Annotated in this window: 12 protein-coding genes; 5 read left to right on the top strand and 7 right to left on the bottom strand. The window is 60.8% G+C overall.

The features are described 5' to 3' along the window. The first annotated feature begins 3 nt into the window (after positions 1-3). From livM to ACA047_RS26530, 4 genes are all read left to right on the top strand, one after another. Entirely contained in the window at positions 4-1287 is a 1284-nt protein-coding gene (gene livM, locus ACA047_RS26545; protein ID WP_497354497.1) for a high-affinity branched-chain amino acid ABC transporter permease LivM, read from the top strand. Next, a complete protein-coding gene (locus ACA047_RS26540; protein WP_497354495.1) occupies positions 1284-2156 on the top strand; it encodes an ATP-binding cassette domain-containing protein in 873 nt (290 codons plus the stop codon). Before livM ends, ACA047_RS26540 begins: the two co-directional genes overlap by 4 nt. Continuing rightward, positions 2153-2869: an ABC transporter ATP-binding protein gene (locus ACA047_RS26535; protein WP_497354493.1), complete on the top strand. Its 717-nt coding sequence runs from the start codon at positions 2153-2155 to the stop codon at positions 2867-2869. Before ACA047_RS26540 ends, ACA047_RS26535 begins: the two co-directional genes overlap by 4 nt. Positions 2870-3620: 751 nt before the next feature. Then, entirely contained in the window at positions 3621-4385 is a 765-nt protein-coding gene (locus ACA047_RS26530; protein ID WP_497354491.1) for an SDR family oxidoreductase, read from the top strand. A 119-nt stretch (positions 4386-4504) separates the two neighbouring features. Here the strand turns inward: ACA047_RS26530 and ACA047_RS26525 are convergent, their stop codons facing one another. The 7 genes from ACA047_RS26525 to ACA047_RS26495 form a co-directional block, all read right to left on the bottom strand. Beyond that, complete coding sequence (locus ACA047_RS26525; RefSeq protein WP_497354489.1) at positions 4505-5638, bottom strand: AGE family epimerase/isomerase; 1134 nt, start codon at positions 5636-5638, stop codon at positions 4505-4507. 171 nt (positions 5639-5809) lie between these two features. After that, on the bottom strand, positions 5810-6382 hold the full coding sequence (locus ACA047_RS26520) for a HupE/UreJ family protein (protein ID WP_497354487.1): 573 nt from the start codon (positions 6380-6382) through the stop codon (positions 5810-5812). A 44-nt stretch (positions 6383-6426) separates the two neighbouring features. Beyond that, on the bottom strand, positions 6427-7041 hold the full coding sequence (ureG, locus tag ACA047_RS26515; RefSeq protein ID WP_497354485.1) for an urease accessory protein UreG: 615 nt from the start codon (positions 7039-7041) through the stop codon (positions 6427-6429). Positions 7042-7050: 9 nt separating this feature from the next. Continuing rightward, positions 7051-7725: an urease accessory protein UreF gene (locus ACA047_RS26510; RefSeq protein ID WP_497354483.1), complete on the bottom strand. Its 675-nt coding sequence runs from the start codon at positions 7723-7725 to the stop codon at positions 7051-7053. Next, a complete protein-coding gene (gene ureE, locus ACA047_RS26505) occupies positions 7722-8222 on the bottom strand; it encodes an urease accessory protein UreE (RefSeq protein ID WP_497354481.1) in 501 nt (166 codons plus the stop codon). Before ureE ends, ACA047_RS26510 begins: the two co-directional genes overlap by 4 nt. Before the next feature lie 178 nt (positions 8223-8400). Beyond that, positions 8401-9033, bottom strand: a complete 633-nt coding sequence (locus tag ACA047_RS26500) for a TetR family transcriptional regulator (RefSeq protein ID WP_497354479.1) — start codon at positions 9031-9033, stop codon at positions 8401-8403. Between the two features lie 156 nt (positions 9034-9189). After that, on the bottom strand, positions 9190-9570 hold the full coding sequence (locus ACA047_RS26495) for a hypothetical protein (RefSeq protein ID WP_497354477.1): 381 nt from the start codon (positions 9568-9570) through the stop codon (positions 9190-9192). Between the two features lie 386 nt (positions 9571-9956). Here ACA047_RS26495 and ACA047_RS26490 point away from each other — a divergent pair, with 386 nt between their 5' ends. Next, positions 9957-12032 (top strand): AsmA family protein, encoded by a 2076-nt coding sequence (locus ACA047_RS26490; protein WP_497354475.1) that lies wholly within the window; start codon positions 9957-9959, stop codon positions 12030-12032. Positions 12033-12039 lie beyond the last annotated feature (7 nt).

The following is a 12039-nucleotide window of genomic DNA, read 5'->3' as shown; positions in this document are numbered from 1 at the left end:
GCGATGTCTTCAACCACTAAAAAAACCATTGATATCAAAAGAAGTCTGGTTGACGCGATTCTTGCCGGTCTGGTCGCCCTCATTGTGTTCGGCCCGATTGTTGGCGTCGTCCTCGACGGCTACGGCTTCAACCTGCAGCCGACCCGTGTGGCTTGGATTGTCGCCATCGTCATGGCTGGCCGCTTTGCCCTGAGCCTGTTCCTGCAAACGCCCAAGGGTTTGAAAATTCTTGAAGGCTTTGAAAGCACCGGCTCCGGGGTTCATGTACTGCCGCCCGATTACAAAACCCGCTTGCGCTGGATCATCCCGCTGGTGATCGTCATCGCCGTGGTGTTCCCGTTTTTCTCCAACTCGTACCTGCTGGGCGTGGTCATCCTCGGGCTGATCTACGTGCTGCTGGGCCTGGGCCTGAATATCGTGGTCGGTCTGGCCGGCCTGCTCGACCTGGGTTACGTGGCGTTCTACGCCATTGGTGCCTATGGGCTGGCGCTCGGTTATCAATACCTGGGGCTGGGTTTCTGGACGGTGCTGCCACTGGCGGCGATCACGGCGGGGCTGGCCGGTTGCATCCTTGGTTTCCCAGTGTTGCGCCTGCACGGAGACTACCTGGCGATCGTGACCCTGGGCTTCGGTGAAATCATCCGGTTGATCCTCAATAACTGGCTGAGCTTGACCGGTGGTCCGAACGGCATGCCGGCACCGTTGCCAACCTTCTTCGGCCTCGAGTTCGGCAAAAGAGCGAAGGACGGCGGTATACCGTTCCATGAGTTTTTCGGCATCGCCTACAACCCGGACGTGAAGTACTACTTCATCTATGCGGTGTTGTTCCTTGTCGTGCTGGCCGTGCTGTACATCAAGCATCGCCTGACCCGCATGCCGGTCGGTCGCGCCTGGGAAGCCTTGCGTGAGGATGAAATCGCCTGCCGCTCGATGGGCCTGAACCACGTGCTGGTCAAGCTCTCGGCGTTCACTATCGGGGCCTCGACGGCCGGTCTGGCCGGGGTGTTCTTCGCCACTTACCAAGGCTTCGTCAATCCGACGTCGTTTACCTTCTTTGAATCGGCGTTGATCCTCGCCATTGTGGTGCTGGGCGGCATGGGCTCGACTATCGGCGTGGTGATTGCGGCCTTCGTGCTGACTGTGGCCCCGGAACTGCTGCGCGGATTTGCCGAATACCGGGTGCTGCTGTTCGGCATACTGATGGTGTTGATGATGATCTGGCGGCCTCGCGGCCTGATTCGCATCAGCCGTACCGGCGTGACGCCGCGCAAGGGGGTAGCGCCATGAGCGAAGTCGTACTCAGCGTTGAAAACCTGATGATGCAATTCGGTGGGATCAAGGCCCTCAACGACGTCAGCCTGCAAGTTAAACGCAACTCGATCTTCGCTCTGATCGGCCCCAACGGTGCGGGCAAGACCACGGTGTTCAACTGCCTGACCGGGTTTTACAAGGCCACGGGGGGCAAGATCGAACTCAACGTGCGTGGCGAGCAGACCAATGTCATCCAGTTGTTGGGCGAAGCGTTTCGCCCGACGGACTTCGTGTCGCCGAAATCCTTCGCCAGCCGGATGTACTACAAGATGTTCGGCGGCACCCATCTGGTGAACCGCGCCGGCCTGGCGCGCACTTTCCAGAACATTCGCCTGTTCAAGGAAATGTCGGTGTTGGAAAACCTGCTGGTGGCCCAGCACATGTGGGTCAACCGCAGCTTGTTGGCGGGCATCCTCAACACCAAGGGCTACCGCAAGGCCGAAAGCGATGCCCTGGACCATGCCTTCTACTGGTTGGAAGTGGTGGACCTGGTGGATTGTGCCAACCGCCTCGCCGGGGAGCTTTCCTACGGCCAGCAACGGCGCCTGGAGATTGCCCGGGCCATGTGCACCCGCCCGCAGATCATCTGCCTCGACGAGCCGGCCGCCGGCCTCAATCCTCAGGAAACCGAAGCGCTGAGCGCGATGATCCGGCTGCTGCGCGACGAGCACGATCTGACCGTGGTGCTGATCGAACACGACATGGGCATGGTAATGAGCATTTCCGACCACATCGTGGTGCTGGACCACGGCACCGTTATTGCCGAGGGCGGTCCCGAGGCGATTCGCAACGATCCGAAAGTGATCGCGGCCTACCTGGGTGCCGACGAAGAGGAGCTGGTATGAGTGGACCTATCCTCGAACTCAAGGAGCTGGACGTGTTTTACGGGCCGATCCAGGCCCTGAAAAAAGTATCGATGCACATTGGGGAAGGTGAAACCGTGAGCCTGATCGGCTCCAACGGCGCCGGCAAGTCCACGCTGCTGATGTCGATTTTTGGCCAGCCGCGCGCGTCGGGCGGGCAGATCCTTTACCGGGGGGTGGACATCACCCATAAGTCGTCCCACTACATTGCGTCCAATGGCATCGCGCAATCGCCGGAAGGGCGACGGGTGTTCCCCGACATGACCGTCGAGGAAAACCTGCTGATGGGCACCATCCCCATCGGTGACAAGTACGCCAGCGAAGACATGCAGCGCATGTTCGAGCTGTTCCCGCGGCTCAAGGAGCGGCGCAACCAGCGGGCCATGACCATGTCCGGGGGCGAGCAGCAAATGCTTGCCATCGCTCGGGCGTTGATGAGCCGGCCGAAGTTGTTGCTGCTCGATGAGCCGAGCCTGGGGTTGGCGCCGATTGTGGTGAAACAGATCTTTGCCACCCTGCGTGAACTGGCGTCCACCGGCATGACCATCTTCCTGGTGGAACAGAACGCCAACCACGCCCTCAGGCTGTCGGACCGGGCCTATGTCATGGTTAACGGCGAAATCCGCCTGACTGGGACCGGCCAGGAACTGCTGGCCAACGAGGAGGTGCGTAACGCGTATCTGGGCGGACATTAAGCCTGGTGCTGCAATGAAAAAAACCGGCGAGTGATCGCCGGTTTTTTATGTCTTGAAATCAAGGGATTTGTTGCTTTGTAGCAATTGTGGACAACAATCTCGAGCCCCTGCGAAACCGCGACATAAAGTCGCCGCAAATAGTTGTTTTGTCACGGTTTTGACTTGTCCCCGTTTGCTGTGGAACCGGCTGTGGGTAACGTGGGAGTAGCTGGCTGAAAGCCTTTGAATACGTGGCTTACAGGCTTGTGATCGTTTTTTGATCAGGCGTTTTTGGTCAAGCGTGAGTAGCGGTTGTCAACCCTTTTATGAGCACTGGAACAGGCTCGAAAAACGGTGTGCGGGCCTGTGGATAAGTCTGTGACTAAACTCTGGAAAGACCGCGCTGAGGGCCGTGGTTACTGGCTTGGAGCCATCGCCCTGTCGAGCATCGGCTTATAGCAGATAACTCGAGCTGCACAACCGCACTTGCAGGGTCAAGGGAAAAAATTTTCCAAACACCCCGCAAAGCCTTATGCACAGCGGCTTGTGGCATTTGCACTTGCCCCCGATTACTGTGGACCCGCCTGTGGATAAGGTGCGGGCAGTCGGCTGCGGGCCCCGTTTAATAAGGCCTGGCGGCGATTGGTTGTTTTATGAGCAGTCATTGGGCAACGCTTGCCTTCACAAGCCTTGCCCCTACCGTGCCAGGCCGGGCATTCTGTTGGCCGATTTCCATTCAATGGCTGCCTTAAGCCCCAGCAAGGAGAACACGATGTCCAACACCCTATTTATTACCGGTGCGACGTCCGGTTTTGGTGAAGCCTGTGCCCGTCGTTTTGCCGAGGCCGGCTGGAAACTGGTACTGACCGGTCGTCGTGAGGAACGCCTCAATGCCCTGTGTGCCGAGTTGTCGAAGCAGACCGAAGTCCATGGCCTGGTCTTGGACGTGCGTGACCGCAAGGCCATGGAAGAGGCCATAGCCAACCTGCCACCGTCCTTCGCCAAACTGCGTGGGCTGATCAACAACGCCGGGTTGGCCCTGGGCGTTGACCCAGCGCCCAAGTGCGATCTCGATGACTGGGACACGATGGTCGACACCAACGTGAAAGGGCTGATCTACAGCACTCGCCTGCTGCTGCCGCGTCTGATCGCCCATGGCCGTGGTGCCGGGATTATCAACCTGGGTTCCATCGCCGGTAACTATCCGTACCCGGGTAGCCACGTGTATGGCGCGAGCAAGGCGTTCGTCAAACAGTTCTCGCTGAACCTGCGCTGCGACTTGCAAGGTACCGGCGTGCGGGTGAGCAACATCGAGCCGGGCCTGTGCGAGAGCGAATTCTCCCTGGTGCGCTTTGGTGGCGATCAGGAGCGCTACAATGCGACCTACGCCGGGGCCGAGGCGATCCAGCCGCAGGACATTGCCGATACCATTTTCTGGGTGCTCAACACACCGGCGCATATCAATATCAACAGCCTGGAACTGATGCCGGTGAGCCAGACCTGGGCCGGGTTTGCCATCGAGCGCAACAAGGCATAAGACCGCGTTATCGTTCATCGCGGGCAAGCCTTGCTCCCACGGGGATTTGAGCAGTCTTGCTCCCTAGAGATGAATCAAACCTGTGGAAGCAAGGCTTGCCCGCGATAGCGATTTACCGGTCAGCCTAGATAGTCGGCCAACCCGCGATAGCAGGTCAGCAGGTGATACGGCGTGGTGGACGGCATGTCCAGGCGGCTGACGGTGCCATCGGCGTCCAGGCATTCATTCCAGCCTTGGGCATGCAGGAAATGTTGCTGCAGCGCCTGCAACTGACTCAGCAGCAACGCCTGGTTTTCGGGGCGCAGGGTCAGCGCCCGCAGGTACTCGGCCTGGGCCCAGATGCGCTGGGTGGCGTCGCGCGGCGTGCCTTGGGATTCCAGGCTCAGCATGGCGCACACCGCGCCGGACTGCGGGTTCACACCTTGTTGCTCGGTATGGCTGAAGCTGTGTTCCAGGGCTGTGTGCAACTTGCTATCTCGCAGCAGGGACGAGGAGGCCAGCAGGAAATACCACTCGAACTGGTGTCCCGGCTCGAACCAGTTATCCACAGCCTTGAGCGGCTTTTCCATCATGACGCGCTGCTGCGGGTCGATGAAGCGCTTGAACATCCCGTCGCACAGACTCAGCAACGCTTGACGAACGTAGGCGTCTTCGCGAACCGAGAGGGTGGCGAGGAAGGCTTCGGCCAGGTGCATCAGCGGGTTTTGCAACGGCCCGGATTCGACAGTTGACCAATCGCGCTTGAGGCTGGCTTCGTAGAGACCGTCTGCGGTGGCAAAGCGCCGGGCGATGACTTCCAGGGTGGCGTTGAGCACCGATTCCACCAGCGGTTCGCGGACCTTGCCCCAGTAATGGGCGCAGGCGAACAGGATGAAGGCGTGGGTATAGAGGTCTTTGCCGGTGTCCAGCGGCGCGCCTTGCGGGTCGATACTGTAGAACCAGCCGCCGTGTTCGGCATCGTGAAAATGCCGTTGCAGCGAGCGAAAGAGTGCGGCGGCCCGTTCTTCGGCTGCCGGCACTTCACCGATCAGGCTGGCGAACACATACAGCTGCCGTGCACAGGCCATGGCGCGATAGCGCTGGGGTGGCAGCGGCGCATGTCCGGCGTCCAGGGATTCATGGGGCAATGCCAGCTCGGCATTCCAACCCGGGCCTTGCCACATTGGCACGATCACGTCGTGAAAATGCTGACGCACCGTTGCAAACAGGGCGGTCAATTCAGGCAGAGGAGCAGAGCGGGAAGCATCAGGCATTGGCGGACGTCGTCACGGCAGGGGCGATTGCGCGACATGGTAGCAGAGTGACTGGCTTCAGAGAGATGGCGCCTGTAAGTCCGTCATCGCGAGCAGGCTCGCTCCCACATTAGGTACGGTGTACACCGATCAAACTGTGGGAGCAGGCTTGCTTTGAAGGTGCTGGAAAAATCAGCCCGCCAGCAACCAAACCCCAGCCGCCGCCGAAGCCGCACCGGCCACGCGCACCAATGGCGCGGCTGCTCGCGGCAGGACGCGAACCAGGGCAAAGCCTGCGCCATGCAGCGCCGCCGTGGCAGCGACGAAGCCAACCGCGTAGGCCCATGGGCTCGACATGTCTGGCAACTCCAGGCCGTGGGCCACGCCGTGGAACAGTGCAAACAGTGCCGTCGCGCCGACCGCCAGGCTCAGCGGCGGACGCACCGCCAGCGCCACTGCCAGGCCCAGGGCCAGCACCGAGGCGGCAATCCCGCTTTCCAGCGCCGGCAGGTTCAGGCCTTCAAAGCCCAGCAAACCGCCGATCAGCAGGGTGCCGACGAAGGTGCACGGTAGGGCCCAGCGCGCCGCGCCTTGTTGTTGCGCGGCCCACAAGCCGACCGCCAGCATCGCCAGCAAATGATCGAGCCCGCCGAAGGGGTGGCCGAGGCCGGCGATCAGGCCATTGTCGCCGTGGCCGGGGTGGGCGAAGGCCAGGGCCGGGGTCAGCAGCAGGGCGAGGGCGCCGAGGATGCGTTTGAATGTCATGGATAAGCTTCCTTGTTGAAAGTGTAAAAGTTGACGTTGAAAAGTCAGGCGGCAGTCAGCAGGCCCTGGCGCTCGATGAAAGCAATGATGTCGTCCAGGCCCTGACCGGTTTTCTGGTTGCTGAACACGAACGGCTTTCCGTTGCGCATCCGTTTGGTGTCGCTGTCCATCATTTCCAGGGACGCGCCCACCAGTGGCGCCAGGTCGATCTTGTTGATCACCAGCAGGTCGGATTTGCAGATGCCCGGCCCGCCCTTGCGTGGCAGCTTGTCACCGGCCGATACGTCGATCACGTAGATGGTCAGGTCCGACAGCTCCGGGCTGAAGGTCGCCGAAAGGTTGTCGCCGCCGGATTCCACCAGGATCAGATCCAGGCCCGGGAAGCGCCGGTTCAACTGGTCCACTGCTTCGAGGTTGATCGAGGCGTCTTCGCGAATTGCCGTGTGCGGGCAGCCGCCGGTTTCCACGCCGATGATCCGCTCCGGCGCGAGGGCTTCGTTGCGCACCAGGAAATCGGCGTCTTCGCGGGTGTAGATATCGTTGGTGACCACCGCCAGGTTGTAGCGTTCACGCAGGGCCAGGCACAGGGCCAGCGTCAGGGCGGTTTTGCCGGAACCCACCGGGCCGCCGATACCGACGCGCAGAGGTTGTGTGTTCATGTGTGTCTCCTAGGAACGGAACAGGCGGCTGTATTGGCGCTCATGGGCCATGCACGCCAGGGACAGGCCAAACGCGGCGCTGCCGTAATGATCGGGGTCGATGGTCGAGGCGTTGTGCTGGGCCTGTTGCAGCAACGGCAGCAGTTCGCTGGTCAGGCGCTGGGCGGCTTGCTGACCCAGGGGCAGGGTTTTCATCAGCACCGCGAGTTGGTTTTCCAGCCAGCTCCACAGCCAGGCGGCGAGGGCGTCCTGGGGGCTGATATGCCAGGCGCGAGCAGCCAGGGCCCAGCCCAGGGCCAGGTGCGGCTCGGCGCGTTGTTCGAGAAAACCTCGTGCGGCGGCGTCGAGTTCTGGCAGGCCGTTGAGCAATTGCTGCAACGAGTAGCCCATCTGCCGGCTCTCCTGATACAGCTCGCGGGTTTCCCGGCTGGCGCGGTGTTCTTCACAGTGTTGCAGCAGGGCATCCCAGTCGTCGGCGGCAGCTGCGGTGCAGTGAGCCAGCAGCATGGGCGCCTCGAACCGCGCCAGGTTCAGCAGCAATTGGTCGCTGATCCAGCGACGTGCGTCGTCGCAGGTTTTGACCTGGCCGTTATCCACCGCCATTTCCAGCCCTTGGGAATAGCTGTAGCCGCCAATCGGCAATTGCGGGCTGGCCAGACGCAGCAGCGCCCAGGCCGGGTTCATGTGCGCACGCCGAACTGATGCAGGCGCGGCGCGTAGTTGAAATCGTCGTCGCCGTGCCGCGAATGATGATGGCCGCCGCCATAGGCGCCGTGTTCCGGCTGGAACGCAGCTTCGAGGTGCTCAGTGCTGGCACCCAGTTGTTCGAGCATCGCCTTGAGCACGTAATCGTCCAGCAGGCGCAACCAGCCATCGCCCACTTGCAGGGCGACATGGCGATTGCCCAGGTGGTAGGCCGCGCGGGTCAGTTCGAACGCGTTGGCGCAAGTGACATGCAACAGTTGTTCGGGGCGGGCGCAGACACGCACGATGCGTCCGTCTTCGGCCTGCAGGCATTCGCCGTCGTACAGCGGCGGTTGGCCTCGCTCCAGAAACAACCCCACGTCTTCACCCTCGGCACTGAAACAGCGCAGACGGCTCTTGCTGCGGGCGTCGAAGGTCAGGTGCAGCTCGGCATCCCAGCGGGGTTGAGTGTCGATTCTGCGATGAATCACCAGCATCGGAGTGCTTCCAGCAATGAACGGTGCTGTGTTTAGAGCAAGGGGCTTGCCAATCGAAGGGGGTGTAGGAAATAGTGGTAGGAATGCTGGGGAAGGTGTTTCATGGTGCGCCTTTTTGGTGCTTATACTAATGGGCGTGCACTATTTTGTGGCTTGTCGAGAACTTGTGGGACAGGGATTACTCGGTGCTACCCAAACCTTGCCAATGCTTGAGGCCAATAAAGATAAACCGCAGCTGCTGGGTGATCTTCACCTGGGGGGTGAGGTGTTCGGGCAGGGCTTCGGCGGGTGGATCGATGATGTCGGGCAGGGTGGCGAACACGCTTTTGACGATGAGGTCGGCCATCACGCTCAACCCGGCAAGGTCCAAGTGCTGCAATTTAGGCATCAATGCCAAGTCGGCGGCCAAGTCAGAGCTGATGTCTTCGCGCAGCCGTCCGATAGCCTGGCGCACCGGCAGGGAGCCACCGTATTGCTCACGGGCCAGGAACAGGAACTGCGAGCGGTTGGCTTGCACCACATCGAGAAAAATCCGCACCGACGCATCGATAATGCCGCCCATGACGAATTCGTTGTGGCGCACCAGTCGGATGGTTTCGCGGAAGGTCTGGCCGACTTCGCAGACGAGCGCCAGGCCCAGTTGGTCCATGTCGTCGAAGTGCCGGTAGAACCCGGTGGGCACGATGCCGGCGGTCCGGGCGACTTCTCGCAGGCTCAGGCTGCCGAACCCTCGACCGCACTCCATCAAATGGCGGGCTGCATCCATCAGGGCATTTCGGGTCTGTTGTTTCTGTTCGGCGCGGGGCAGCATCGCAAGGCTGACTTCTGATTCACGGGATCGACGCACTCTAGCAAATCGGCTTTGCCGACGTCGAACGGTAGAGAAGGATCAAGCGGGGAAAACGAAGCTCTTGAAAGTCAAAAGCCCGATTGGGGGAATCGGGCTTTTTTCTGGGCCACCATGGGCTCAGCTCACTGTGCCGTTGCGTTCGATCACACGATCACCACCGCCTTCGGCAACAACCTGGCCTTGATGGGTGCGCTCGTAGCCGTCTTCAACCAGGCCTTTTTGCTCCAGACGATCACGACCACCTTCGGCAACTTCCTGGCCTTGAAGAGTGCGTTTGTAGCCGTCTTCGGCAACTTCCCGGCCTTGAAGGGTACGATCATAACCACCTTCGGCAACTTGGCCTTGATGGGTGTGCTCGAAACCGTCTTCAGCAACGGTCTGGCTGTAGACCGAATGGCTGTCCCTGACTTGTGGCGTGGCTTGTTCGGCGGCTGGCAGTGCGAAGGCAGTGGAGGCCAGCAGTGAAAGGCTCAGGCTCAACAGTAATTGGTTTTTCATGATCATTGCTCCTTGGGGGGGCGATAAAGTGGGTACGAGGGCAATGCTACTCTCGATAAATCGATATAAAAGTTCATAAGCGCAATGGTAATAATCAACGGAATTGATTGTTCTGTGGGGAGGCTCTAGAACGGGCCTTTCAGCGGTGCGGTTTTGCACTGTGGTGGGTATTTTGTACCCAGCGGTGCCTCGCAAAAGTGCGGGGTCGGTAACAGGTAGCTGTCGGGTCGGTCAGGATTTTAAGAATTTTTTATGCCGTTCATCGCCTGTGGTGTTAAACCTGTTGGCCGTTTCACCGGTCTTACTCTTCACAACGAGCCGACTACAGGCTCGTGTTTTCCAGGCGTCGCGGTTCGGACGCTGACTTGTCATCAGGAGCCTTGTGCATGACGCGCACCTCAAAAATCCTTGCCTGGAGCTTTGCCAGCCTTGTTGTCCTGCTGGCCGTGCTGGTGCTCATCATCGCCTTCTTCGATTGGAACCGGATCAAACCTACGCTCAACAGCAAGGTTTCCGAGGAGTTGCATCGGCCGTTCGCCATCAATGGCAACCTGGCGGTGGTCTGGCAACGCGAGCCAGAGGAAGGTGGCTGGCGGGCCTGGGTACCGTGGCCGCATGTGGTGGCCGAAGACTTGAGCCTGGGTAACCCGCACTGGTCGAAAACCCCGCAAATGGTCACGCTCAAGCGCGTCGAGTTGCGTGTTTCCCCCCTGGCCTTGCTGGCCCGGCGAGTGGCGATTCCCCGTATCGACCTGACCGAGCCCAACGCCAACCTGCAACGCTTGGCTGACGGGCGTGCCAACTGGACGTTCCAGTTCGACCCGAAAGACCCGGATGCCGAGCCATCCAGTTGGGTCGTGGACATCGGCGCCATTGGCTTCGACAAAGGCCACGTCACGCTAGATGACCAGACCCTGAAAACCCGGCTCGATCTGCTGATCGACCTATTGGGCAAACCCATCCCGTTCAGCGATATCGTCGGTGAAAAGGCCGCAAAAAAAGTCCGGGACCAGGGTGTGGCTCTCCAGGACTATGTGTTCGCCTTCAAGGTCACCGGGCAGTATCACGGGCAAAACCTTACCGGCTCTGGCAAGGTTGGCGGTCTGCTGGCGCTGCAGGATGCATCGAAACCCTTTCCATTGCAGGCCCAGGCGAAGATCGCCGATACCCGCGTCGAACTGGCCGGCACCCTCACCGATCCGATGAACCTCGGCGCCCTCGACCTGCGCTTGAAGCTGGCTGGCAGCAGCCTGGCCAATCTTTATCCACTGACCGGCGTGACCCTGCCGGATTCACCGCCCTATGCCACCGATGGCCGCCTGATCGCCAAGCTCCACGAGCCGGACGGAGCGCTGTTTCGCTATGAGGACTTCAACGGCAAGATTGGCGACAGCGATATCCACGGCAACCTGGCCTACGTCGCCAGCCAGCCCCGACCGAAACTCAGTGGCGCGCTGGTTTCCAACCAACTGTTGTTCAGCGACCTGGCGCCGTTGATCGGCGCTGACTCCAACACCGAGCAAAAGGCCCGAGGTGGCGCCAGCAAACAGCCCTCCGACAAAGTGTTGCCTGTGGAGGAATTTCGCACCGAGCGCTGGGGCGTGATGGACGCCGACGTGGAGTTCACTGGCAAACGCATCGTCCACAGTGAACAGCTGCCGTTCACCGACCTTTACACTCATCTGGTGCTCAACGACGGTCAGCTCAGCCTCGAACCCCTGCGCTTCGGCGTGGCCGGTGGCCGGCTCGATGCGCAGATCCGCCTCAACGGCCACACCCAGCCTCTTGAAGGCCGGGCGAAGTTGACGGCGCGGGGTTTCAAGCTCAAGCAACTGTTTCCCGGTTTCGAGCCGATGAAAACCAGCTTCGGTGAACTGAACGGCGATGCCGATATCGCCGGGCGCGGCAATTCGGTGGCGGCGTTGCTGGGCACCTCCAACGGCACGCTGAAAATGCTCATCAACGATGGTGCCATCAGTCGCGAGCTGATGGAGCTGGCGGGGCTGAACGTCGGCAACTACGTGGTGGGGAAAATCTTTGGCGACAAGGAAGTGAAGATCAACTGCGCGGCAGCGGACTTCGGCATCAAGACCGGCCTGGCAACCACCCGACTGTTCGTGTTCGACACCGAGAGCGCAATCATCTACGTCGACGGCACGGCGAACATGGCCACCGAAAAACTGGACCTGACGGTCACCCCGGAGTCCAAGGGCTGGCGGCTGATTTCCCTGCGCTCGCCGTTGTACGTGCGGGGCACGTTCGCCAAGCCCGCCGCCGGCGTCAAGGCCGTGCCGCTGATGCTGCGCGGTGCCGGGATGGTGGCGCTGGGTCTGATCGCCGCGCCGGCGGCAGGGTTGCTGGCCCTGGTTGCTCCCAGCGGTGGCGAGCCGAACCAGTGCGCGCCGCTGCTGGAGCAGATGAGGGCTGGCAAGGCACCGGTGACGGTCAAGCCGACCCGGTAGCCAGACT

This window comes from Pseudomonas sp. LBUM1664 (assembly GCF_059695895.1).
Note: the sequence above shows the minus strand (reverse complement) of the source record. Positions and strands in the feature narration are given on the sequence as shown.

What these genes read in the sequence shown, in the direction of transcription:
- livM (WP_497354497.1), top strand. Translation starts at nt 4, where the DNA reads ATGTCTTCAACCACTAAAAAAACCATTGATATCAAAAGAAGTCTGGTT.
- ACA047_RS26540 (WP_497354495.1), top strand. Translation starts at nt 1,284, where the DNA reads ATGAGCGAAGTCGTACTCAGCGTTGAAAACCTGATGATGCAATTCGGT.
- ACA047_RS26535 (WP_497354493.1), top strand. Translation starts at nt 2,153, where the DNA reads ATGAGTGGACCTATCCTCGAACTCAAGGAGCTGGACGTGTTTTACGGG.
- ACA047_RS26530 (WP_497354491.1), top strand. Translation starts at nt 3,621, where the DNA reads ATGTCCAACACCCTATTTATTACCGGTGCGACGTCCGGTTTTGGTGAA.
- ACA047_RS26525 (WP_497354489.1), bottom strand. Translation starts at nt 5,638, where the DNA reads ATGCCTGATGCTTCCCGCTCTGCTCCTCTGCCTGAATTGACCGCCCTG.
- ACA047_RS26520 (WP_497354487.1), bottom strand. Translation starts at nt 6,382, where the DNA reads ATGACATTCAAACGCATCCTCGGCGCCCTCGCCCTGCTGCTGACCCCG.
- ureG (WP_497354485.1), bottom strand. Translation starts at nt 7,041, where the DNA reads ATGAACACACAACCTCTGCGCGTCGGTATCGGCGGCCCGGTGGGTTCC.
- ACA047_RS26510 (WP_497354483.1), bottom strand. Translation starts at nt 7,725, where the DNA reads ATGAACCCGGCCTGGGCGCTGCTGCGTCTGGCCAGCCCGCAATTGCCG.
- ureE (WP_497354481.1), bottom strand. Translation starts at nt 8,222, where the DNA reads ATGCTGGTGATTCATCGCAGAATCGACACTCAACCCCGCTGGGATGCC.
- ACA047_RS26500 (WP_497354479.1), bottom strand. Translation starts at nt 9,033, where the DNA reads ATGCTGCCCCGCGCCGAACAGAAACAACAGACCCGAAATGCCCTGATG.
- ACA047_RS26495 (WP_497354477.1), bottom strand. Translation starts at nt 9,570, where the DNA reads ATGAAAAACCAATTACTGTTGAGCCTGAGCCTTTCACTGCTGGCCTCC.
- ACA047_RS26490 (WP_497354475.1), top strand. Translation starts at nt 9,957, where the DNA reads ATGACGCGCACCTCAAAAATCCTTGCCTGGAGCTTTGCCAGCCTTGTT.